Source organism: Paenibacillus sp. FSL R5-0914 (genome assembly GCF_038004525.1).
GTDB lineage: Bacteria > Bacillota > Bacilli > Paenibacillales > Paenibacillaceae > Paenibacillus_AQ.
Map to the genome: position 1 here is coordinate 1,176,385 of NZ_JBBORH010000003.1, position 23,608 is coordinate 1,199,992.

General features: G+C 44.2%; 22 protein-coding genes. 19 read left to right on the plus strand and 3 right to left on the minus strand.

Translation table 11 applies throughout. The annotated features are described in order from the left end of the window. Nucleotides 1–5 precede the first annotated feature (5 nt). The 5 genes from MKX60_RS28425 (at nucleotide 6) to pyk (ending at nucleotide 4,561) form a co-directional block, all read left to right on the plus strand. Nucleotides 6–506 (plus strand): phosphatidylglycerophosphatase A family protein, encoded by a 501-nt coding sequence (locus MKX60_RS28425; RefSeq protein ID WP_042186505.1) that lies wholly within the window; start codon nucleotides 6–8, stop codon nucleotides 504–506. A 146-nt stretch (nucleotides 507–652) separates the two neighbouring features. After that, a complete protein-coding gene (locus tag MKX60_RS28430; protein ID WP_042125966.1) occupies nucleotides 653–841 on the plus strand; it encodes a hypothetical protein in 189 nt (62 codons plus the stop codon). A gap of 72 nt (nucleotides 842–913) precedes the next feature. Further along, entirely contained in the window at nucleotides 914–1,807 is an 894-nt protein-coding gene (gene accD, locus MKX60_RS28435) for an acetyl-CoA carboxylase, carboxyltransferase subunit beta (protein ID WP_042186509.1), read from the plus strand. A 1-nt stretch (nucleotide 1,808) separates the two neighbouring features. Next, complete coding sequence (locus tag MKX60_RS28440) at nucleotides 1,809–2,810, plus strand: acetyl-CoA carboxylase carboxyltransferase subunit alpha (RefSeq protein WP_340968402.1); 1,002 nt, start codon at nucleotides 1,809–1,811, stop codon at nucleotides 2,808–2,810. 332 nt (nucleotides 2,811–3,142) lie between these two features. Then, nucleotides 3,143–4,561 (plus strand): pyruvate kinase, encoded by a 1,419-nt coding sequence (pyk, locus tag MKX60_RS28445; RefSeq protein WP_042186514.1) that lies wholly within the window; start codon nucleotides 3,143–3,145, stop codon nucleotides 4,559–4,561. A 119-nt stretch (nucleotides 4,562–4,680) separates the two neighbouring features. On the opposite strand, the gene MKX60_RS28450 is transcribed toward pyk, so the two are convergent. Continuing rightward, nucleotides 4,681–5,376: a G1 family glutamic endopeptidase gene (locus MKX60_RS28450; protein WP_256716421.1), complete on the minus strand. Its 696-nt coding sequence runs from the start codon at nucleotides 5,374–5,376 to the stop codon at nucleotides 4,681–4,683. Nucleotides 5,377–5,485: 109 nt separating this feature from the next. Between MKX60_RS28450 and MKX60_RS28455 the strand changes: the two genes are divergently transcribed. Genes MKX60_RS28455 through MKX60_RS28465 form a run of 3 tightly spaced genes read left to right on the plus strand, consistent with a single transcriptional unit; the run spans nucleotide 5,486 to nucleotide 7,627 of the window. Continuing rightward, entirely contained in the window at nucleotides 5,486–6,667 is a 1,182-nt protein-coding gene (locus MKX60_RS28455) for an MFS transporter (RefSeq protein ID WP_076283320.1), read from the plus strand. A 37-nt stretch (nucleotides 6,668–6,704) separates the two neighbouring features. Then, complete coding sequence (locus tag MKX60_RS28460; RefSeq protein ID WP_076283319.1) at nucleotides 6,705–7,232, plus strand: acyl-CoA thioesterase; 528 nt, start codon at nucleotides 6,705–6,707, stop codon at nucleotides 7,230–7,232. Next, complete coding sequence (locus MKX60_RS28465) at nucleotides 7,229–7,627, plus strand: FxsA family protein (RefSeq protein WP_042186523.1); 399 nt, start codon at nucleotides 7,229–7,231, stop codon at nucleotides 7,625–7,627. Before MKX60_RS28460 ends, MKX60_RS28465 begins: the two co-directional genes overlap by 4 nt. Before the next feature lie 91 nt (nucleotides 7,628–7,718). Here the strand turns inward: MKX60_RS28465 and ytvI are convergent, their stop codons facing one another. After that, nucleotides 7,719–8,834 carry a sporulation integral membrane protein YtvI gene (gene ytvI / locus MKX60_RS28470; RefSeq protein ID WP_076283318.1) on the minus strand — a complete coding sequence of 372 codons (1,116 nt, stop codon included), beginning with the start codon at nucleotides 8,832–8,834 and terminating at the stop codon, nucleotides 7,719–7,721. Between the two features lie 395 nt (nucleotides 8,835–9,229). Here ytvI and MKX60_RS28475 point away from each other — a divergent pair, with 395 nt between their 5' ends. The 6 genes from MKX60_RS28475 to MKX60_RS28500 all read left to right on the plus strand — a co-directional run bounded on the left by MKX60_RS28475 (nucleotide 9,230) and on the right by MKX60_RS28500 (nucleotide 16,863). Continuing rightward, on the plus strand, nucleotides 9,230–10,342 hold the full coding sequence (locus tag MKX60_RS28475) for a citrate/2-methylcitrate synthase (RefSeq protein WP_042186527.1): 1,113 nt from the start codon (nucleotides 9,230–9,232) through the stop codon (nucleotides 10,340–10,342). 151 nt (nucleotides 10,343–10,493) lie between these two features. Then, a complete protein-coding gene (icd, locus tag MKX60_RS28480; RefSeq protein WP_042125986.1) occupies nucleotides 10,494–11,789 on the plus strand; it encodes an NADP-dependent isocitrate dehydrogenase in 1,296 nt (431 codons plus the stop codon). Between the two features lie 56 nt (nucleotides 11,790–11,845). Further along, on the plus strand, nucleotides 11,846–12,787 hold the full coding sequence (mdh, locus tag MKX60_RS28485; protein WP_341061637.1) for a malate dehydrogenase: 942 nt from the start codon (nucleotides 11,846–11,848) through the stop codon (nucleotides 12,785–12,787). Nucleotides 12,788–12,960: 173 nt separating this feature from the next. Next, nucleotides 12,961–13,389: a hypothetical protein gene (locus MKX60_RS28490; protein ID WP_042125989.1), complete on the plus strand. Its 429-nt coding sequence runs from the start codon at nucleotides 12,961–12,963 to the stop codon at nucleotides 13,387–13,389. 190 nt (nucleotides 13,390–13,579) lie between these two features. Continuing rightward, a complete protein-coding gene (locus MKX60_RS28495; RefSeq protein WP_341061638.1) occupies nucleotides 13,580–15,763 on the plus strand; it encodes an S-layer homology domain-containing protein in 2,184 nt (727 codons plus the stop codon). Between the two features lie 230 nt (nucleotides 15,764–15,993). Beyond that, on the plus strand, nucleotides 15,994–16,863 hold the full coding sequence (locus MKX60_RS28500; protein ID WP_042186532.1) for an SDR family oxidoreductase: 870 nt from the start codon (nucleotides 15,994–15,996) through the stop codon (nucleotides 16,861–16,863). Between the two features lie 88 nt (nucleotides 16,864–16,951). On the opposite strand, the gene yfbR is transcribed toward MKX60_RS28500, so the two are convergent. Next, a complete protein-coding gene (yfbR, locus tag MKX60_RS28505) occupies nucleotides 16,952–17,557 on the minus strand; it encodes a 5'-deoxynucleotidase (protein ID WP_143764010.1) in 606 nt (201 codons plus the stop codon). 102 nt (nucleotides 17,558–17,659) lie between these two features. Between yfbR and MKX60_RS28510 the strand changes: the two genes are divergently transcribed. The 5 genes from MKX60_RS28510 to pstB all read left to right on the plus strand — a co-directional run bounded on the left by MKX60_RS28510 (nucleotide 17,660) and on the right by pstB (nucleotide 23,575). Next, nucleotides 17,660–19,222 carry a fumarate hydratase gene (locus MKX60_RS28510; protein ID WP_042193545.1) on the plus strand — a complete coding sequence of 521 codons (1,563 nt, stop codon included), beginning with the start codon at nucleotides 17,660–17,662 and terminating at the stop codon, nucleotides 19,220–19,222. A 195-nt stretch (nucleotides 19,223–19,417) separates the two neighbouring features. Continuing rightward, nucleotides 19,418–19,804, plus strand: a complete 387-nt coding sequence (locus MKX60_RS28515) for a VOC family protein (protein ID WP_339269977.1) — start codon at nucleotides 19,418–19,420, stop codon at nucleotides 19,802–19,804. 180 nt (nucleotides 19,805–19,984) lie between these two features. Continuing rightward, a complete protein-coding gene (gene pnpS / locus MKX60_RS28520; RefSeq protein WP_076300910.1) occupies nucleotides 19,985–21,781 on the plus strand; it encodes a two-component system histidine kinase PnpS in 1,797 nt (598 codons plus the stop codon). Between the two features lie 110 nt (nucleotides 21,782–21,891). Then, on the plus strand, nucleotides 21,892–22,620 hold the full coding sequence (locus MKX60_RS28525) for a response regulator transcription factor (RefSeq protein ID WP_042125998.1): 729 nt from the start codon (nucleotides 21,892–21,894) through the stop codon (nucleotides 22,618–22,620). Between the two features lie 199 nt (nucleotides 22,621–22,819). Then, nucleotides 22,820–23,575, plus strand: a complete 756-nt coding sequence (pstB, locus tag MKX60_RS28530) for a phosphate ABC transporter ATP-binding protein PstB (RefSeq protein ID WP_042186541.1) — start codon at nucleotides 22,820–22,822, stop codon at nucleotides 23,573–23,575. The last annotated feature ends 33 nt before the right edge of the window (nucleotides 23,576–23,608 follow it).

A 23,608-nucleotide genomic window follows, 5' to 3' on the forward strand; every position in this document is an offset into this window, starting at 1 on the left:
ACATCATGTCCTATCAAATGGCAGTTGATCTGTTGGAACGTAGAGGCGTATCACTTTCTTCCATTGCTGAAATCGTATATATTTTACAATCGGTCTATTATCCCGGTTTATCCAAGGAAGAATGCCTTTCCAGTGTGAAATCTGTATTGGGAAAAAGAGAAGTGCAGTACACGTTAATGACGGGGATCGCACTTGATGAGCTGGCAGAGAAAAGACTGCTTCCGCAGCCGCTCCAGGCAGTAATGGAAGCGGATGAATCACTTTATGGAGCGGACGAGACTCTAGCCCTTGGCATCACAGGGGTATATGGGATGATCGGACTTACAGGATTTGGGTACTTGGACAAAATAAAGCTTGGAATCATTGGTGAATTGAACGATGATAAGGGGAGGATTCACGTGTTCTTGGATGACTTAGTAGCGGGTATCGCTGCAGCTGCTTCTGCTAGAATCGCTCATCGGCAGGAAGGGGCAAAAGTATATCCTCTGGTCACGGATACGGAATAAATGACCCGATTCATTTCGTTTGAACGAGTTCCTCAGTCTTGCTTCCTTTGCCCTACGCCTGTTGCGGGAAAAAAGAAAACTGTGTTATCATAATTCCATTATACGGGATACGGCTGGGAATTAAGATTGGGGAGGCCTTGCAAGGCATGTGGACGGTAATATATATCGCGCCGACCGCCAAAGTGGCGGATATGATTAAGAGTAAGCTGACTGAAGAAGGTTTTTTAGTAAAATGCCGTCCAATCAATATGTCCAAGCAGCAGTTTGAGATATTGGTTCCTTCGGGTGAACTGGAGGAAGTACAGGAAGTCCTTAATCTTATTCTGCATCCCTGAATTTCTATCAAGAGAAAAGTCATGACAGCGGCAAGCTGCATAACGCAAATAAACGGCTGAAGAGGTGCGGGTGTGTTCAAAGATTTATTTCAGAAGAAACGGAAGTACGCGACTATTCCTTCAGAACGTCTGGAGCGAAGCGGCGTGCCTGCAGAAGGCGAACGCCCCAAACGGGAAATTCCAGAAGGATTAATGAGTAAATGTAATAAATGCGGAACGATCCAGTATAGCAAGGAATTGGAAAAGAATCTAAAAGTATGTCCTACTTGTGGTCATCATTTGCGCTTGAACGCCGTAGAGCGTATTGCTATGACGTTAGACCCAGAGGGCTTTATTGAGTTTGATAGTGAAATGTATTCTATAGATCCGCTGAAATTCCCGGGTTATGCCTCTAAACTGGAGCAACAGCAACTAAAATCGGGACAAACTGATGCCGTGATTACGGGTCAGGGATCTATTGGCGGACATCCAGTGATCGTAGCTGTGATGAATTTCGAATTTTTCTCCGGCAGTATGGGATCTGTAGTTGGTGAGAAGATTACCCGGGCGATTGAAGAAGCCACGGAGAAGCAGCTTCCACTCCTTATTTTCTCTACTTCTGGCGGAGCGAGAATGCAGGAGAGTATTCTAAGTCTTATGCAAATGGCGAAGACCAGTGCAGCGCTTGCTCGTTTCAACGAAGTGGGCGGCCTTTATATTTCTATAATTACGGATCCGACAACTGGCGGAGTATCTGCGAGTTTTGCTAGTCTTGGCGATATTATTATTGCTGAGCCTGGGGCGGTATTCGGTTTCGCAGGACGTATAGTCATTGAACAGACAATTCGCCAGAAGCTTCCGGATGATTTCCAGACGGCTGAATTTAATCTGCAGCATGGCTTGATTGATATGGTTGTGCACCGTAAAGAAATGCGCGCCACACTGACCAAAATTTTGGAATTGCATGATGTGAAAGGGGGATTTTAGGTTGGCAGGAGAGTTGCCTTTTGAAATGCCTCTGGTTGAAATGCGCAAGAAAATTGCCGAGCTAAAGCAGTTTGGCGAAGAGAAAAGTATTGATTTTACGGATGAGGTAGCAAGACTGGAAGAACGGTACCGTGTGCTTGAGGAGGAAGTTTATTCTAATATCTCCCCTTCCCAAAAAATGCATCTAGCTAGACATCAAGGACGTCCGACTTCTCTTGATCTTATGGGGCAGATCTTCACAGATTTTATCGAGCTTCACGGGGATCGAATGTTTGGGGATGATCTTGCAATTGTAGGCGGTATCGCCAAACTTAACGGTGTCCCGGTTACGGTCATTGGCCAGCAGCGCGGTAAAGATACGAAGGAGAATATTTTACGCTTTTTCGGCAGTGCACACCCTGAGGGCTTCCGTAAGTCACTGCGTCTGATGCAGCAAGCGGACAAGTTCAATCGTCCCATTATAACCTTTGTAGATACGAAAGGTGCATATCCAGGCAATACAGCTGAGGAAAGAGGACAATCCGAAGCAATTGCCCGTAATTTACGCGAGATGTCTCAGTTTGGTGTTCCTGTAATCTGTGTGGTTATCGGTGAAGGCGGAAGTGGGGGCGCATTAGCACTGGCAGTTGGTAATAGAGTGCTTATGCTGGAACATGCCATTTATTCGGCGATATCTCCTAACGGTGCTGCATCAATTCTATGGAAGGATGCTTCGAAGGCTGATCAAGCGGCAGAAGCCATGAAGATAACGGCATCTGATCTGCTTGAAATGGAAGTTATCGAAGAGATTGTTCCTGAGCCAAAAGGCGGCGCACATCGTGATTACGAAGTTACGGCAGCTGCAATTAAGGATGCATTATGGCGTCACTTGCAGGAGCTGATTCTTCTGGATAGAGCGGAATTGAAAGAAGATCGTTATCGTAAATTCCGTAAAATAGGTGAGTTTGCTGAAGTCCAGCAGGAGCAGATTTTCCTTGAAGAAGAAGTGGAATCTGAAGTGTGAATAGTGCCTTTCCATTTGCACTTTAAGACATATAACCATACTTAGTGGACCATATTGAATTAAGTGTAAATTATACATTTTATTGGAATTAAAATAATCTCGACGCAATGCCGGGATTATTTTAATTTTTTTTGTGCGTTCAGATAATTCGAGCTCAAATTACATCTAAAAGAGCCTACAACATTGATTTTGTGTCTAAGTTGCAGTAATATTCATAAGGGCGTAGTTAAAGGCACATGTGACAAAGTTCCTATTTAATTAGTTAGCCTTGTAGTAGATTTTGTAGTTGGAAAAAGTGAGACAGAGAGAACGAAAAAACGGAGGAAAACCTAATGCGGAAAAGTAAAATTGTATGTACGATCGGACCTGCGAGTGAATCGTTGGAGAATATCAAAAAATTGATTTTGGCTGGTATGAATGTGGCCCGTTTGAATTTCTCCCACGGCGATTTTGAAGAGCATGGTGCTCGGATTAAAACGATCCGTCAAGCATCTAAGGAACTGAACAAAACTGTTGCTATCCTGCTCGATACAAAAGGACCGGAGATTCGCACAGGCAAGTTGGAAGTAGAACCGATTGAACTAGTTCAGGACGAGTACCTGACACTAACTACGGAAGAAATCCTTGGCACCCAAGAACGTATTTCCATCACGTACAGCGAGCTTCCTAATGATGTTCAAGTAGGCTCCACCATCCTTATTGATGACGGTCTGATTGGTTTGACAGTTGTCGACATTCAAGGAACTGAAATCAAGACCCGTATTGTAAACGGTGGTACGATCAAGAGCAAGAAGGGCGTTAACGTACCAGGAGTAAACATCTCCTTGCCGGGTATTACGGAAAAAGACACCAACGATATTCTTTTTGGTATCGAACAGGACATCGATTTTATCGCCGCTTCCTTCGTTCGCAAAGCTAGCGACGTTCAGGAAATTCGTGAGCTGCTTTCGAAAAACAACGCTTCTCACATTCAAATCATTTCCAAAATCGAAAACCAACAAGGTGTTGACAACCTTGATGAAATTTTAGAAGCTTCCGATGGCCTGATGGTTGCTCGTGGTGACCTTGGTGTTGAAATTCCAGCTGAAGATGTACCTTTGGCTCAAAAATTGATGATTCAAAAATGTAACGTTGCTGGCAAACCAGTAATCACAGCTACACAAATGCTGGATTCTATGCAACGTAACCCACGTCCTACTCGCGCTGAAGCAAGTGACGTAGCAAACGCTATTTTCGACGGAACAGATGCAATCATGCTTTCCGGAGAAACTGCCGCTGGTAAATATCCAGTAGAATCCGTTCTTACAATGTCCCGTATTGCTGAGAAAGCGGAGTCCGCTTTGGACCACCGTGAAATTTTCTCAAAACAACAAACTTTACAAGAAACTACAGTTACAGAAGCTATCAGCCAATCCGTTGCAATTTCCGCTTTGGATCTGAACGCTAAGGCTATTCTTTCTTCGACTGTTACAGGTCATACTGCACGCGTTGTTTCCAAATACCGTCCTAAAGCACCAATCATTGCTGTTACGACACAAGAAAGAACTATGCGTCAATTGTCCCTCGTTTGGGGCGTAACGCCAGTATTCGGTAAAGTAGCTACTTCCACAGATGAATTGCTTGAAACAGCAATCCAAGGTGGTAAGGATTCCGGTCTGGTTCAAGCTGGCGACCTAGTTGTGATTACTGCAGGAATTCCACTTGGACGTTCCGGTTCCACTAACTTGGTAAAAGTAAGCACAATCGAGTAGTACTCGACTGTGCTTTGCCTGATTCGTAGATTTTACGCAAAATAGAAGAGCTGTCTCAGATGTAGTGAAAATCTACAAATGAGGCAGCTCTTTTTTTTGTGCTGAATCCATTTATGCTGTTAGTATATACGTTTGACGCTAAAAGAGTCCCCTCGAGGGCTTGGACTGGAAGGAACCGCAACGGTGGTGTTATTCTGGACCATGATCCCTCCATTAGAAAGAGTTAACCTAGGTTGTTTTCCATTGATTCGACAGCAGTTGAAGCAGGTAGTGCCCACGCGGGCCAGCTTTGCGATGGAACCATCGACCTCAGGAGCCTCCATAATCCATTCGCCGGAGGTCTGCGGACCAGTATATCGCTGAAGCGTTCGGAAGGTCCAATTTCGGCTTAAATTCCGGAGTGTGATAGACCACTTCGTGTGGCTTATTTTTGTGATAGTACCCTTCATATGATCTCCGGGGTATACTGGAAAAGGGATTACGGTCTCGACGTCAGGTAGTATTTCCCACCAGGCGTAATAACGGGCAATCCCATTTACGAATTCATGACCTGTTCCCGTCTGAATAAGGTTGCTGTTCTTGAAGCCGTCGATGCCAATCCATGCGGAGGAATAGGTGGATTTGTGGGTTGGTTTTACGTATGGGACGGTCCATTCACCGGAAATGCGATTGAAGGCACCTTTTCTACCAGTAACAGTGTAGCCACTCCAGTTCTTAGATGACCAGCCAAAAGCAGAGCTTTGTCTATTGCTCGCATTAGATTTGTCTGTTAGACAAGGATGATTTACCATGAGAGAGTTATATTTTATGCTCAACTTGTCCACCGCCTTTATAGTACTGCTATATTAAATGCGATGATTACATATGAAGTACGGGTGTTCTGTTAAAATATAAAAATATAAAGCTGGAGGACTCATAGTACAAATGGAAAAATTATCGAAGCTGCGCGGCTTTTATCTATTTTTAGGATTGGCCGGCGGTTCATTTGGCTCTTATCTTTCGCTGCTGCTGGTCCATAATGGACTTAATAGTGGACAGATAGGTATACTAATGGCAACAGGCACACTAGTTGCAATCACCATTCAGCCGATGTGGGGGATTATCTCTGATCGGTATAATCAGACGCGTTTAGTACTTATCCTAAGTGTGGCGGTTCCGGCCTTACTAGCTGTCTTTTATCGTTCGGAATATTTCATTGTACTTCTTCTGGTGTATACGTGCTCAACGATCTTCTCCTCTACACAGGCTCCTATAGCCGATTCTTACGCGATCTCGGCGGCGAATAGAGCTGGAGCCACTTACGGTAGCATCCGGCTTATGATGAGCATTGGGGCGGCTCTGGGAGCTTATGCAGGAGGGGTGTACGTATCTACCTTCTCTGTATCCACGATATGGCTACCTTTTCTCTTTTTTAATCTGATTGCAGTCCTTATTGCGTTTACATTGCCGAAGCAGGCGGAAGAGAATCATATGATGAGGCAATCGTTTACTCAGGGGGTAAGACAACTGTTGGGGAATCGGGTCTTCCTTGCGTTTTTGGGTGGCAGCTTTCTTGTGAACCAGACGATGGCTGCTTTTGGTACATACTTTGTAATTGCTTTTCAATCGGTTGGAGGGTCTACTCGCTATGCAGGGATTGCGCTCTTTCTCGCATCGGTGACGAATGTGCCTTCCATGCTTTTTGCTTCTAAGGTGATTAAGAGGTTGGGTCGTGAGCGGACCTTGCTCCTTGGGGCTCTTATTTATGTTTTGCGGTGGGGTATTCAGGTTGCTTTTCCTTATCCATCGGTAATGATCGGAGTGCAAGTGCTGCATGGTCTTTCATTTGGGTTCTTTTATATTGCTGCAGTCGAATATGTATCTCAGATCACGTCTAACGAGATGCAGGCCACTGGCCAAAGTGTATTTAATATGGTGTTTGCAGGTTTTTCTGGCATTGTCGGTAATTTACTGAATGGATTCTTGCTCAATCAAGGCGGGGTAGAAGTAATGAATCTGTCTTGTATGTTGAGCTCTATCGCAGGAGCAATGCTGCTGTTCTATGTTGCCAGAAACTCTCGGCGCAAATTATCGACGACGCTATCTTCAGGCGGGACCCAGGCTTAACGCTTCCCTGCTGCTATGCTGAAAGGAGTATTTATAGATGGAATTAGAACGAGCTGGCTTGCCCAGCCGATGGTATAAGTCAACCCTGCGTGTTCGCTATCAGGAAAGTGATCAGATGGGTGTCGTGTATCATGCGAATTATTTGAACTGGTTTGAGTCTGGTCGTACGGAGATGTTTCGTCAGGTTGGTTTTACTTATCGTGAACTTGAGAAACAAGGCGTCTTACTTCCTGTCACCTCAGCAGATTTGCAATTTAAAAGTCCGGCGCGATATGATGATCTTATCTCCGTGTATGCGCGAATGACTACCTTCTCAGCGTTACGAGTCGTATTTGAGTATCAAGTGCGGAGGCTTTCGGAAGAAGAAGGTGGAAATTCAGAAGATTTATTGGCTACTCTAGGGGAGTTGCGGTCGATGGATCCACCTGGGGAGCTGCTGGTTACCGGCACGACAAGTCATGTTTGGGTGAACCGGGAATGGAGGCCTGCTAGGCTGGATAGAGCCCTTCCAGAGCTCTTTCACGCAATAAAAGAGGCGCTGCGGGAAGAAGGGGGTTCAGTATGATTAGAAGCAAATGGTTATGGGCTGGACTATTTATTATTCCTGCTGTGGAATTATTCGGTTTTATCTACGTAGCAGATCAACTTGGAGCATTTAAAACGTTGCTGCTTATGCTGACCACTTCAGTAATCGGTCTACTAATGATGCGATTTGAAGGTAAGAAAGTGCTGCAGGACAGCAGAACACATATGCAGGAGGGCCGCGTTCCTGGTCGGACGATGCTGGATGGTTTATGTATTTTTTTCGGAGGATTGCTACTGATATTGCCGGGCTTCGTAACCGATATTGTCGGTTTCACGTTAGTATTTCCATTAACTCGGCCTTTGTACCGTATATTTTTGCTGAAGTGGATTGAGAAGAAGATGAAGAATGGCACCTTCACCTTTTACCGTCGTTAGTATACTTTTTACAACAATAACAGAGCGGCCCCCTGTCATTGCTGAAGGGACCGCTCTGTTTGCTATTTTACGAATTGATGATTATCGGTTCCTATCTTAATCTGCCGCTAACAATGTAGCTGTGCAAAGCTCGGAATACGCCCGCTCGGTTAAAGGCAACAAGGACTACTAGGACAACGGGTCCGATGATCAGCCCTAGCATACCGAACAACTGCAGACCGGCGAACATGCCAATCAACATGGCAAGGGGATCGAGTCCGATGCTGCTGGCGAGCACTTTCGGCTCAAGCACCTGCCGGGTAATAAGAATAACAGCGTAAAGTATGGATAGTCCTATCCCTAGTGCCAAATTGTCCGTCATATAAGAATATAACGCCCAAGGCAGCATCACAATTCCCACACCGAGATAAGGCAATAGATCCACAAAGCCAATCATTAAGCCGATAGCAAATGCAGACTTCACACCCAGCAGCAACAGCCCGATTACTACAATGATCGCTGTGATGGAGATCAGGATGACCTGTGCGCGAAGATAACCGAAGAGCGCTCTGCGTAAATCTCTCCAGATATCTGACACAGGCTTTAGGAATACTGTCGGCAGCCAGCCTGTAAGTTTATCATTATGACGCTCCCAACTCGTACTAATGAAAAAGGCAGCAAGGACAACCACGATAAGAATCGTACCCATACTAGGAAGTGCGGAGATCAGTTTCAATATTACATTAAAAAATCCCGTGACCACTTGCGTGACTGCGTAACCTACAGTTTCCGTTGTTCTGCTGATATTGCTGTCAATCGTAGCATGATAGTCAGGATTGTCTCGGTAGAATTGATTAATCTGGTTGATGATGTTCTGAATGCTTGCATTCTGGCTTAAGGACATCAGAAGATCCTTCCATTGGTCGGTGTGGAGATTAAAGGTTTGCAGCAAGACGATTAATTCTTTTACGAGTCTTGTAATCATCGCGGTTAAGACTAGTGTGATTCCGCCTATATAAAATAGCAGTGCAAGTGATACCGCAAGCCAGCTGGGTAATTTAAAGCCTTTAAGAATAAGTACTAATGGATGCATGATATATGCGAGCAGCCAAGCGAGCAACAGGGGGTATAACAGCGGAAGTAATAAATAGATTGCGAGCAGGAGGATGGAAGTTGCCAGAACGACCCACAGGCCGCGCAGCAGTCTTTTTAATACCAAACGATCCATACCGAGACCACACCTTCTTCATTCCTGCATAGACAGGGGAATAAGAGCTCGTCTTCATATATATTCATAGGATCGATTTAAAGACTAGAATGCGGGATAAATATTAGAATGGGCCGGAATCTCTAAACTGAAATGAAAAAATTGAATCAGAGGATTAGAAGTTTTTTTCTATCTCTCTGATAAAATCATTTGATGCGCTCCAAAGCTTCCACATTGTTCACATAACCGACAAAATCCAGTATGATGAATAAAGATACGAAGCATGTTGGTCATACAGCATTCCTGACGGAAATGTTCTTACACGCACTTATTAGATTTTTTAATGCTTTGAATTGGAAATGTTTTCATGGAACTAAGATTGTTTTTATACCTTGTTGGCAAAGGAGAGATATGCTATGACAGCTACCAAAGGCTTGGAAGGTATCGTTGCAACAACTTCATCCATTAGTTCTATTGTGGATGGTGTACTCACTTACCGCGGTTATGATATTGATGAACTTGCAGAACATGCTACCTTCGAAGAAACAGCTTATTTGTTATGGTTCGGCAGTCTGCCGACGGTGCCAGAGCTGGAAGCGCTCAAGCGGGATCTTAGTGCCTTCGCACAGATTCCTGAACAGGTAATCGAGCAAATGAAGCTCTATCCAAAAGACGCCAACACCATGGCAGCATTGCGGTCGGCTGTATCAAGCCTTGCTCTCTATGATGAAGCGGCTGACGATATGAGCAGAGAAGCGAACGAGATTAAGGCGGTAAAACTGCAAGCACAACTCCCAACTATTGTGGCGGCACTGTCGCGTATTCGCAAGGGGCTTGAACCAGTGGCTCCGAAAGAAGGCGTTTCTATTGCTGAGAACTTCCTGTATATGCTGTGGGGAAAAGAGCCGGACAGCGTATCTGTCAAAGCACTTGATACCGCACTTGTTCTTCATGCGGACCATGAGCTGAATGCTTCAACTTTTGCTGGCCGGGTTACAGTTGCGACATTATCCGATATTTATTCTGGGGTCACCTCCGCTATTGGTGCGCTCAAAGGCCCGCTTCACGGTGGGGCGAATGAAGCAGTTATGAAGATGCTAGAGGAGATCGGAAGTTTGGAAGCGGTTGAACCGTTTATCCGTAAGAAACTGGATAACCGTGAGAAAATCATGGGCTTCGGTCATCGAGTATATAAGAATGGTGATCCACGTGCAAAACATTTGATGAAAATGTCGCTGGAGCTTGGCACGATGAAAAATGACACCACCCTTTACGACATGTCCGTAAATATTGAACAATTGATTACCGGGCAAAAGGGATTAAGACCGAATGTTGATTTCTATTCGGCTTCTGTTTATACACAGCTAGGCATAGATCGTGAACTGTTCACTCCTATTTTTGCAATTAGCCGGACTTCAGGTTGGACTGCGCATATTCTGGAGCAATATACAGATAACCGCATTATTCGTCCACGTGCAGAATACACGGGTATGGTTGAACAGAAATACGTTCCAGTAGACGAAAGATAGAAGAGCAGCCTTGCGGGCTGCTCCTAAAGTTTAGTAGAATGAACCCTAGCAATAGTGTTTTAAATTTTTGATTTTAATGATGATGAGAGTTTTGTTCGATGCTTGTCAATGCTATTTAAATCCCACAAAACTTTAGGAGGAATACACTCAAATGTTGAAACTAGAAAAATTCGATCTACCTACAGAAGGCGAACAAATCACGATTAAAGAAGGAAAACTACAAGTTCCGAATAATCCAATCATTCCTTTTATCGAGGGTGACGGCACAGGCCGTGATATTTGGAAAGCTTCCAAGCGCGTACTTGATGCAGCAGTAACTAAAGCTTATGGTGGCACTAAGCAAATCGCTTGGTACGAAGTATTTGCTGGCGAAAAAGCTTTCAATACATATGGTGAATGGTTGCCAAATGATACGTTGGAAGCAATCCGCGAATATTTTGTAGCTATTAAGGGACCACTTACTACTCCAATCGGAGGCGGTATTCGTTCATTGAATGTAGCTTTGCGTCAAGAATTGGATTTGTACGTATGTCTGCGTCCAGTTCGTTATTTCCAAGGTGTTCCTTCTCCTGTTAAACGTCCTGAGCTGGTGGATATGGTTATTTTCCGTGAGAATACAGAGGATATCTATGCAGGAATTGAATATCAAGAAGGCTCTGCTGAAGTGAAGAAAGTTATCGAATTCCTGCAAAAAGAAATGGGAGTTAACAAAATCCGTTTCCCTGAAACTTCTGGTATTGGTATCAAACCGGTATCCTCCGAAGGTTCGAAGCGCTTGGTGCGCGCTGCAATTGAATATGCGATCAAACACGGACGCAAGAGTGTAACGCTTGTTCACAAAGGAAATATCATGAAGTTCACTGAAGGTGCCTTCAAAAACTGGGGTTATGAAGTAGCTGAGCAAGAGTTCGGAGATAAGGTCTTCACGTGGAGTCAATATGATGTGATTAAGGAACGTGACGGTGAGGCTGCCGCTAATGCTGCTCAGAAGGATGCTGAAGCTGCTGGCAAAATCATTATCAAGGATGCAATTGCGGATATCGCGCTGCAACAAGTTCTGACTCGTCCAACTGATTTCGATGTTATTGCTACGTTGAACCTGAACGGGGATTACCTGTCCGACGCACTGGCTGCACAAATCGGCGGCATCGGCATCGCTCCTGGAGCGAACATTAACTACATTACTGGCCACGCCATCTTTGAAGCTACCCATGGTACAGCTCCTAAATATGCAGACAAAGACGTTGTGAATCCTGGTTCTGTTATTCTGTCCGGCGTAATGCTCTTGGAGCACTTGGGCTGGCAGGAAGCAGCGGACCTGATTTATAAAGGTATGGAAACTGCTATCAACAATAAGACCGTGACTTATGACTTTGCCCGTCTGATGGAAGGTGCAACTGAGCTGAAATGCTCCGCATTTGCAGACGAAATTATTAACCACCTATAGGTTAGATTAGCCAGATAACATTAGCCTTACCTTTATCATTTCTAGGAGGCGAATCTGTGGCGATTAAGCGTTATAAAATTACAGTGGTAGGCGCCGGTTTTACCGGCGCTACTACAGCTCTTATGTTAGCTCAAAAGGAACTTGGAGACGTTGTGCTGCTCGATATTCCACAAATGGAAAACCCAACCAAGGGTAAGGCGCTTGACATGCAAGAAGCAGGTCCTGTGCAGAGATTCGACAGTCATATTATAGGAACCTCAAGTTATGAAGATGCTGTAGATTCTGATATTGTAATAATCACTGCAGGGATTGCCCGTAAACCTGGAATGAGCCGCGACGATCTTGTGAATATCAATGCAGGGATTGTAAAGTCGGTATGCGAGAACGTAAGAGATGTAGCACCGGAATCCATCGTAATTATTTTGAGTAATCCGGTAGATGCGATGACTTATGCTGCATTTGAAGCGTTAGGCTTTCCGAAAAACCGCGTAATTGGACAATCCGGCGTGCTGGATACAGCGCGTTACTGCACTTTTATTGCGCAAGAGCTGAACGTATCCGTTGAAGATGTACGTGGTTTCGTAATAGGCGGACACGGCAATGATATGGTACCGCTCGTTCGTTATTCTAGTGTCGGAGGCATTCCAATCGATACATTGATTCCTGCGGATCGTATCGAGGAGATTGTGAAGCGTACACGTGTGGGTGGCGGGGAAATCGTTGACCTTTTAGGAAATGGTAGTGCGTATTATGCTCCTGCAGCCTCTTTAGTTCAGATGACGGAAGCGATCTTGAAGGATAAGAAACGGATCATTCCGGTTATTGCCTTGCTTGAAGGCGAATATGGTTATGACAATCTGTTTCTGGGCGTTCCAGCTCTTCTTGGTGCGAATGGGATTGAGAAGATCTTTGAACTGGAGCTTACGGCTGAGGAGAAAGCGGCTTTAGATAAGTCCGCAGAGTCCGTACGTAACGTAACAGCAATATTATCTGTGTAGATTGTGTCAGATGAAAGGGGAGGGTCCTTAAGGCTGTGAAATGGCTTAAGGGCGCTCTCTTTTTTTATATCAACAACTTCAAAGAATGGACACCTAAGTTGCTTTTCTTATTCTAATATTATGGGTATAATTATATGTAACTATTATCACAGTTAAATTGGAGGAGATATGATATGGATTGGAACGTTTTGTTTTTCTTACATATGATCGGGACGCTGGCACTAGGATTTTACCTTGTACTACCTTTCATCATCGGTCGTGCTGAAAAATTGTCGCCTGCAGCAAAAGAAGGTACGTTAAGTGCAGTAACTGGATTTAACCGCTTTGCACAGTACGGTTTAGTGATTCAACTACTTACAGGTGGTTACATGATGACCAAAGGTGATTATTCTGTAGCATGGATGATCATTATCGTTGTATTGTTGCTAGCAATGTTTGCGCTTGGTGGTATTATGAGCAAGCCTTTGCGTCTTGCTGCTGCTGGAATTCGTGAGAACCGTGATGTCAAAGCAGAAACAGGCAAATTGCGTACGCTTAGTGCGCTACTGTCCGTGTCATTGCTGCTGATGGTATTCTTCATGGTATTTAACGATATTATTTAATCTGTAGCACTATGAGCCCGCTTCCGTAATGGAGAGCGGGTTTTTTTGTGTGTTGAGAAAATCACAGTAGTTATTTCTTAGAGAAAAAGACGTTTTCAATTACGTAGTAATAGAGTAATATAAAAATGTTTATGCGATTGGTTTAAAATTACAATTATTTTATTATCTGAGGGATTACGGGGGAGTTTGGATGGGTGTGAAGTTAAGAAGGATTGTGAGTGTAAGCTTGGGTCTCAGTTTAGTATTTAGTTCGTTGGGTTCCGTATCCGCAGCAGCAGATAGCTCGGTTAAAGACTATGAGGGTCACTGGGCGCAGCAGCAGATCGAAAGCTGGTTAGAGAAGGGCTGGTTAAAAGGATTTGAAGATGGATCAGTAAGGCCCAATCAAAGCATTTCGAGAGCTGAATTTGTTGCCCTTGTGAATCGTTTCTTCGAGATCACAAAGAGTAACCCAGTTAAATTTACTGATTTGCCTGCAACTGGCTGGTTGTATGAGGAATTCTCCAAGGCAGTTACGCAAGGCTACATAAAGGGCTATGGCGATAAGGTTCGCCCAAATGATCCTGTTACCCGCCAGGAGGTTGCGGTAATAATCAGTATGCTGCTGAAATTGGAAGATCCAGACCCTGTCGTATTGGATCAATTCAAAGATCGGGACCAGATAGCGTCATGGAGTGAGAGCAAGGTAGCGGGAATGGTGAATCTAGGAGCAATGAAAGGATATCCTAACGGGAATTTTGCTCCATTGCAAGCTATGACCCGGGCTGAAGCAGTAGCTATATTGGAATCCTTGAATACACCAATGGGTGGTGGATTTCATATCACGCAGTCAGGAGTTTTTGGCAGCAAAGACCCTGCTCACCTAACGGGTTATGAGAGTGTAACAGTGAGTACTTATGGGGTTAACCTTCAGAACGCTGTTATATACGGGGATTTGCTTTTGGATGAAGGCATTGGAGAAGGTGAAGTATCACTAGATAATGTAACTGTAAAAGGAAAAGTCTTTGTTAAGGGTGGAGGTGTTGATTCTATACACTTCAAGAATTCTATCATAGAGCAAGTAGTCGTTCAGAGAAAAGGCGGAGTTGTTCGTCTTGTAACTGAAGGAGCAACCCAAATCAAGAGTATATTTGTACAGACTGGAGCAATTCTTAAACTAGGCCAAGGTACTACTGTGAATAAGGTTATTCTGGATGCACTCACAAAGGTAACTGGACAAGGTCAGCTATTATCTGCAACAGTGAACGATGGGGCTAAAGGGTCTTCGTTTGAGAAAAAGCCCGATCTGTTAGAGGGATCTCTGAAGGATTCCATCACTATGCCTACTCCCACCGTTACACCTACTGTAGGAGCGGCTGCTGGTGGTTCGAGCGGTGGTGGAGGCGGTAGTGGCGGGGAAACACCAACAACCACACCAACGCCAACACCAACACCAACACCGACACCTGCGGTGAATGTTCCCGAAGTGAACGGCATAACTTTAGTACAGGAGGCTGTATATAAATATACGAATGCAGCTACTATTACAATTAAGATGACTGGATTATCACACGAAATATTTAGCAAAACTAATCACGCAGAGTATTATTTCACTACCGTTCCTGAAGAAGCATTAGATTGGGAAAAAGAACGTGAGAGCTTCCCTGTATCTCCTTTAATTAGTTTTCCAATCTACTCAGAGCATGTAAAGGATTACATGACGATAATTTTATTTGATAAGAATGGTGCACCCATTGGCTATAAGACAATAAAATTGTATCTTAATGTGAAATATACTACTCTTGATATGTCAATGGTAACTAAATATAGTGAAGGAGTAAACATTACAGGAGCGAGCAATTCGCAATACATTCAAAATAGCATCTCGATAGCTAGTGCATTTGTTCAGCAACATCCTGAAGTGAAGTACTTTACTACAACCCCAAATACAGCATTCTATATGTTGGACCCTATTAAGGATTTTAATGTAGAACATATTTCATCTACGGTAGCGTATCTTAATGAGGTTTCTAAAAGTTATAGCGCTGTTGAGTATTCGTATGAAAGTTTTGATTACGATGAATCACCATTTTATACTCAACCGAATTTTGAAGAGGAATATATGGTTCTTCTATATGACTCGGAGTTAAAGGTGTTGGGTTACTATCAGGGAAAGACTAACTTAACCGACCAACAGAAAGCAAATAATGTGGGTTTTAAGATTGGCAAGCTTCCTGCTGTAGATTTGTTAGTATTGAATGATGAGGCAGCAGTAAACTGGGTGTATGACAGATATATCAAGCTAACCGACGATCAAAAGAATCTGATTGCGGGAGATCTTATAACTAAAATTGTAGAGCTTAAGGCAAAATTGCTTCTTCTGAAGCAAAGCTAAATTTCATTAAACGATAAGGACTGTTCCACATCGCCATTTCATGGCTTAGGGGACAGTCCTTATTTGTGTTCAAAAAACTTCGGATTGTTTGATTCTCTCAGCCATGTGGTAAGTAACTTTTCATACAGCAATTTTAAAAAAATGATAAAGCCGGCGTATAAACGTATACGCTTGAGCCATCCTAAGACGATCAGTTAACTATCAATTACTTAACGAGAGGAGCTAGGATTATGTCAAACGACAAGCAAGCTACGAAAACCTTACCCCCGCAAGAACAGCATCATCAGCCAGGAATTGAGAGCGAAATGAAGCCGTTGCCGAAATATGAGCCGGCTAATTATAAGGCGGCAGGTAAATTGCAGGGCAAGGCGGCACTTATTACTGGAGGAGACAGCGGGATCGGACGGGCAGTGGCTGTTCTTTTTGCAAAAGAAGGCGCCGATGTAGTTATTTCATATCTGAATGAACACTCTGATGCAGAGGAAACGAAACGCCAGGTGGAGCAGGAAGGTCGCAAATGCATTCTGATTCCAGGAGATATTGGTGTGGAAACCTTCTGTAAAGATCTCATTAAACAGACGGTAGAGGGCCTCGGGAAACTGGATATTCTCATCAATAACGCGGCGGAGCAACATCCACAAGCTAAGATTGAGGATATTACGTCCGAGCAGCTAGAGCGTACATTCCGTACGAATATTTTTGCAATGTTTTATTTGACCAAAGCGGCTATGCCTCATCTGAAAGCAGGATCAGCTATCATTAATACGACTTCGATTACCGCTTATCGTGGTAGTCCACAATTACTGGACTACTCTTCAACGAAAGGAGCCATTCTGAGCTTCACGCGTTCCTTATCTACGAATCTGGCAGAGAAAGGCATTCGGGTAAATGGCGTTGCTCCGGGTCCAATTTGGACACCGCTTATTCCATCTACTTTTGATGCAAAACAGGTTAGTGAGTTCGGCGGTACGCAGCCTATGAAGCGACCGGGACAACCGGAGGAGCTGGCCCCAGCTTATGTATATCTAGCCTCCGACGATTCGAGTTATGTGACCGGACAGGTCATCCATGTAAACGGTGGCGAGGTCGTAAACGGGTAGAGGCTCAGCCAACCAAACCTAGATACTTATATAAAAAGCTCTAATTCAGGGTTAGCCGAATTAGAGCTTTTTGTATTGATCTTGGGATTTAGTTTCCAGCAGACAGCTCATCGAGCGACATTTCAAAGCTCGGAGCCATATGAGTGAGGAAATAATCTACTTCCTGTAAGCCGAGTCCGCGTAGCTTCGCACCTGTCTGCTCTTTCGCCGCTGCGAATTCACGGTTGCCCGCAGCAACCTCCCAGACACACTTTAGGTAAGCATCCAGTCGATCGGCTGCCTTAACGTAGCTGTGCAGGAGAACGTCCTCCGAATCGGGAGAACTGTCTTCTGGCTGCATGAGCTGCGTGTAAATGCCCTGAAGTTCGGGAGGAATCATACCGGTCAAGCGTTCCGCAGCAATTCTTTCCATTTCGCGGAAGCTGGTTAGTAGCCGAGGATTATTGTATTTCACTGGTGTGGCAATGTCACCCGTGAACACTTCGCTGGCATCATGGAACAGGGCCATAGTTGCTGCTCTTTCGGCGTTTAATGAACGTCCATAATGAATATTACCAATGGAACAGAGCATATGTGTGAGCAGAGCTACATGGAAAGAATGCTCAGCAACGTTCTCAGGTGCGGTGCTGCGCATTAGGCTCCAGCGCTGAATGTATTGAAGCCGATATAAATAGGCGGAAAAATGGTAGTTCAATTTTAAAGTAACCCCTTTCATGAGCTGCTAGGTATGATATTATTATACTAATTGTATCAGACTTTTGATAATCTGGATCTGCTGAGAGGAGCTTGAATGAATATGCAGCATTTTGAAGACAGCATTTATAATCTAATTGTTGAAACGTCCACGAACTTGCCGGGTGATGTACGCCGGGCGGTCGCCAAGGGTCGCGCACTAGAGGACAGAGCTACCCGGTCAGGTCTTGCGTTAACTACGATTGCTCAAAATATCGGAATGGCTGAGCAGCAAGTATCACCGATCTGTCAGGATACGGGAATGCCTACATTTATCATTCACACACCTGTGGGAATCAATCAGATTGAGATGAAAAAAGATATTCACAACGCCATTGTACGGGCGACCAAGAATGGTAAGCTTCGTCCAAATTCTGTAGATTCATTGACAGGTGAGAACAGCGGAGATAATTTGGGAGCAGGGACACCGGTCATTCATTTTGAACAATGGGAAGAGGAAAAAATAGATGTCAGACTGATTCTGAAGGGTGGCGGCTGCGAGAATAAGAATATTCAATACAGCCTTCCAGCAGAATTAGAAGGATTGGGCAAGGCAGGCCGTGATCTGGACGGAATTCGTAAATGTATTTTACATGCTGTTTATCAGGCACAAGGGCAAGGCTGTAGCGCTGGTTTTATAGGTGTTGGTATCGGCGGCGACCGCACAACTGGCTATGAGCTGGCTAAGAAGCAGTTGTTCCGCAAAGTGGAGGATGTTAATCCAATAGAGGATCTCAGCAAGCTGGAAGACTACATCATGGAGAATGCCAATAAGTTGGGTATTGGAACGATGGGCTTTGGTGGGGAAGTTTCGCTGCTTGGTTGTAAGGTCGGCGTTATGAATCGTTTGCCAGCCAGCTTTTTCGTATCTGTTGCCTACAATTGTTGGGCTTTCCGTCGCCAAGGTGTGCTGGTTGATCCGTCAACAGGCAATATAGAGGACTGGTTGTACGAGAGTGGTACAGGGATTTCGGTTGATGATGGACGGGACCAGGCGTCGGAAACGGAAGTGGCAGATGCAGGTGAAGACAATGCAGCTACTGGATCTCGCGAAGTCCACCTGACTACACCGATTAGTGAAGAGGATATCCGTAGTTTACGAGTTGGGGATGTAGTAATTTTATCCGGTGAAATGCATACGGGCCGTGACGCACTTCATAAATATCTAATGGATCATGAGGCTCCGGTGGATTTGAACGGTGCAGTTATCTATCACTGTGGTCCTGTAATGATGAAGGACGAGGAAGGCTGGCATGTTAAAGCAGCCGGTCCGACTACTAGTATCCGTGAAGAGCCCTATCAAGGCGATATTATCAAAAAATTTGGAATTCGTGCCGTCATCGGAAAAGGTGGAATGGGTCCTAAAACGTTAAAAGCTCTTCAGGAGCACGGGGGCGTATATCTCAATGCGATTGGTGGCGCTGCACAGTATTATGCGGAATGCATCAAGAAGGTAAATGCTGTTGATTTTATGGAATTTGGCATTCCTGAAGCAATGTGGCATTTGGATGTGGATGGTTTCGCTGCTATTGTAACGATGGATGCCCATGGTAACAGTCTGCACGCAGATGTAGAGAAAGATTCCGCAGCAAAATTAACTCAGTTTAAAGAGCCTGTATTTAAATAAGTCGGGTACAGTCCGGTGAATTAGTCATAAAGTGGGGACATCCGCTGCTATGGCTTTTTCTCCGGTTTTATCGAAAATATAAGAATTTATATGTTCCACGCTATAATTTATCCTTATATTCCTCGTATAATCACTTAGCGTCCATATAGATAGGGATGTCGAAGGTGTTTATGCTTGTCTAAAGGAGGTTTACGAATGGTACCACATTATATTAGAAATGGTCTTCTTAACGTTACTCCGTATTTTATCGTGGCTGGTGCAGATCAATTGATTGATTTTGTTGTGAACTGCTTTGATGCAAGAATTAATGATATGCTGCGGAATGATGAAGGCAAGATTAGACATGCAGAACTTAGAATAGGAGATTCGATCATCGAGGTTTCCGAAGCTAATGAGAAATATTCACCAGTACAGCTCGCTATTCATCTATATGTAAGAAATGTGGATGAGACCTTTCGTAAGTGCTTGGATGCCGGGGCATCCATCATTGAAGAACCATTGGATAAGCCTTATGGAGAAAGAGGAGCGGGTATTAGAGATGCTCAGGGCAATCAGTGGTTTCTTGCAACCTGTATAGAATGAAATCATGATATTTTACAAAAGTAATACAAAGTAACAGTCCAGAGATAATCAACTTGGGCTGTTATTTTTATATAATCTATTATAGTAGGGATTTATGTCACGAAAATAGTAGCACTGGTTTTTTGATGAAAATGAAGTTAGGATAAAAGATACAATGAAAAAGGGAGAGGCACACTTCAGATGAAACCGTTTCGCGCTCGTCTTACGTTTATACTTATGGCCTTAATCGGTATTTCCATGATTGGCACTGGATTTACGATGGCTCATCTGTTTAAGAGCTCCCATATAGCTGCTCTCGAAGAGAACATGTCCCGGGAAATAAATTTACTCGCAGGCACATTGGAATTTGTAGATATGAACGCCACCAATGCCATTCCGTATTACACGGAGCAGGCAGAGCATGTCGCCGAGCTTCTAGATTCCCGGATTACTTTTATCAGTAAGTCAGGTGAAGTTTTAGGGGATTCAGAGAAAAATCCTCTGGAGATGGACAATCACGCCAATCGTGAAGAGGAGATTGTTGCGGCTAAAGAGGGGACTGGACGAGCCATTCGTTACAGCGAAACTTTAGATCGCGAGATGTTATATGTAGCTGAGCGGGTGACCTCAGATCATGGTTTTGACGGTTACATTCGGGTCTCGATGGGACTGGATGCAGTAACGGAAGGGCTTAACCGTGCTTGGATGATTATGGCTGGGGGGTTAGTTGTTTTGTTCCTGGCAGCAACTATTGTCAGCTACAAAGTGGCATCGAGCATGACTTCACCGCTTGAACAAATCACGAGAGTCGCGCGGCGTATTACAGATCTTGATTATGATGCAAGAGTCCATTTGAAGCGTAAAGATGAGGTCGGGCAGCTGGCGACAGCAATAAATGCCATGGCTGACAGTCTTCAAGCTCAGCTTAAGACTATTCGTGATAATGAGGATCTGCTGCAAAGCGTACTGGACAATATGACTGGCGGCATCATAATGATCAATGCGGACGAAGAAATTGCCCTGCTGAACCGAGCCTCAGAGCGGATGCTGGATGTTAGCAACAGTGAAATGGCGGGTCATTCGTACAAGGAGCTAAAGCGTCATTATGAGTTAACACGTCTGCTTGAAGAAGGGGTATCGAATAAAGAACCGCTCCATGAAGAACGAAGTATTTACAATCCGAGAGAGCGGATTGTACGTATGGACGCAGTACCTATGATCCAGGACGGGACGTATAGAGGCATGCTCTTCCTGCTGCAGGAAGTAACAGAGATTCGTCGCCTGGAGCGGATGCGAAGTGAATTTGTCGCTAACGTATCCCATGAATTGAAGACGCCGGTTGCCGCTGTTAAAGGATTTGCCGAGACCTTGCTGGGTGGTGGGGTTAAGGATGAGAAGACAGCCCGTTCCTTCTTGCAAATTATTTATGATGAGAACGAACGCTTAAATCGATTGATTGGAGATATTCTGGAATTATCTAAAATCGAATCTAAACGTGTGCAGCTCGATTGCTCACCTGTTCATATCATTGAATTCTTTGATTCCGTGCTGGGAACCATTAGCAAAGTGGCTGAGAAGAAAAGTATTAGTCTTAACGTAGAGGTTCCTGAGGAGCTGTTCATTGAGGCCGATGAAGATAAACTACGTCAAATTTTTATGAATTTGCTCTCCAATGCGATTAATTACACGCATGAAGGGGGTAGCGTAAAAGTCTATGTTAAGAATATACTGAAGCCAGATGGTTCTGAGAATGTCCAATTTACCGTTACCGATACAGGGATGGGAATTCCCAAAAAGGATCTGCCGCGCATTTTCGAACGTTTTTATCGAGTGGATAAAGCAAGATCAAGAAGCTCCGGTGGAACGGGGCTGGGACTGTCTATTGTGAAGCACTTGATAGATCTGCACCATGGTGTGATTTCGGTTAAAAGTGATCTGGGGATCGGAAGTTCATTTATTATTGAGTTGCCGCTCTTGCAGGAAGAAAAGGTGGATTAGATTTTTTGTAAATTCATCTTATTGATTTTACACCAAGTTAACATTGTGGTGATATGATTGTTTTGTTGTTGCTTTGTAAAAATCAAACTATATGGAAGACGGGGGAACCTATGGCTCAACGATTGCTTGTCATTGAAGACGAACCGACACTGGCCCGGCTGCTGTCCTATAACTTAACGCAGGAAGGTTACGAGGTAACAGTAGAGGATCATGGTACGGCAGGATATGATCGTGCGACGAGGGAACCTTTTGACTTGATCGTATTAGATCTGATGTTGCCAGGTATGAATGGCATTGACATCCTTGATAAATTGCGTGGACAAGGTATCCGTACACCTATTATTGTGTTGACCGCCAAAAATGCGGAAGAAGATGTTGTTAGAGGGCTGAAATCAGGTGCTGATGATTATATAACCAAACCATTCGGCGTCTCTGAACTGCTCGCTAGAGTAAGTGCTGTACTTCGGAGGATTTCTGGACTTGCTGAGGAAGCACCTACAGAAACACCTATCTCTGCTTCTACCATTATCTTAGGTCAATTAGAGATTTACCCTGAGAGATATGAAGTCTCCCTTGGTGGTCATAGTATTAACTTGCGGCCTAAAGAGTTCGAAGTGCTATTATATTTGGCTCGTAAGCCAGGAGTTGTGTTGACGAGAGATGATCTCATGAATGCTGTATGGGGCTTTGATTATATTGGTGGGCAGCGTACGGTGGACGTGCATGTAAGTTCACTTCGTAAAAAGCTTGAGCTGGATCCAGAATCCGTTCATATCGATTCGATTCGAGGCGTAGGCTATAAATTAGTGGTTAATAAAAAAAGAGCTCCGGTCATTTAGAGTGACTGGAGTTCTATTTTTTCTATACTTTTCATAAATAAGAAATGCTCGGAGTACTAGTTGGCTTCTGGGGAAATACTGTGATGTGGACCCATTCATCTCACTGATTTTACATTGCGTTAACATTTCTCTCCAACTGTATTTACACTAAAAGCTTATCATGGAGATCGAAGATGATGAGAAGGAGACGTAAACACTAATGAAATCCATCATTGACATAGAGAATCTTGATCTCTACTATGAGTCGTTCCACGCACTGAAGAATGTGAATCTGCAAATCCCGGAGAAACAGGTTACCGCTTTTATTGGACCTTCCGGTTGTGGGAAATCCACATTGCTTCGCACATTGAATCGTATGAATGATATGATTCCTGGCACACGTATAGAAGGAACAGTAAACATCGGTGGCAAAAATATTTATAGTGATGAGGTAGAGGTGGAAAGCCTGCGTAAGCAGGTCGGTATGGTGTTTCAACAGCCGAATCCTTTTCCTAAGTCGATTTACGACAATGTAGCTTACGGTCCCCGTTTACACGGCATCCGTTCCAAAAGTGAACTGGATGAGATCGTAGAAAAAAGCTTGCGTCACTCCGCCCTATGGGAGGAAGTGAAAGATTTTCTGAAGAAATCTGCCCTTAGCTTGTCTGGTGGACAGCAGCAGCGGCTTTGTATTGCTAGAGCGTTAGCGGTACAGCCGGATATTCTGCTAATGGATGAGGCAACCTCTGCGCTCGACCCTGTATCCACTCTCAAGATAGAAGAGCTTGTTCAGGAATTAAGAAGTGAGTATACCATTGTTATGGTAACTCATAACATGCATCAGGCCGCACGTGTATCCGGTCGAACCGTGTTTTTCTTAAATGGTGTAATTGTAGAGGCGGCGGACACAGAGGTGCTTTTCTCGAACCCTAAAGATTCCCGCACTGAAGATTATATTTCCGGACGTTTCGGCTGATCAGATTTAAAAGGGTGTTCGTCCCTGGAAATG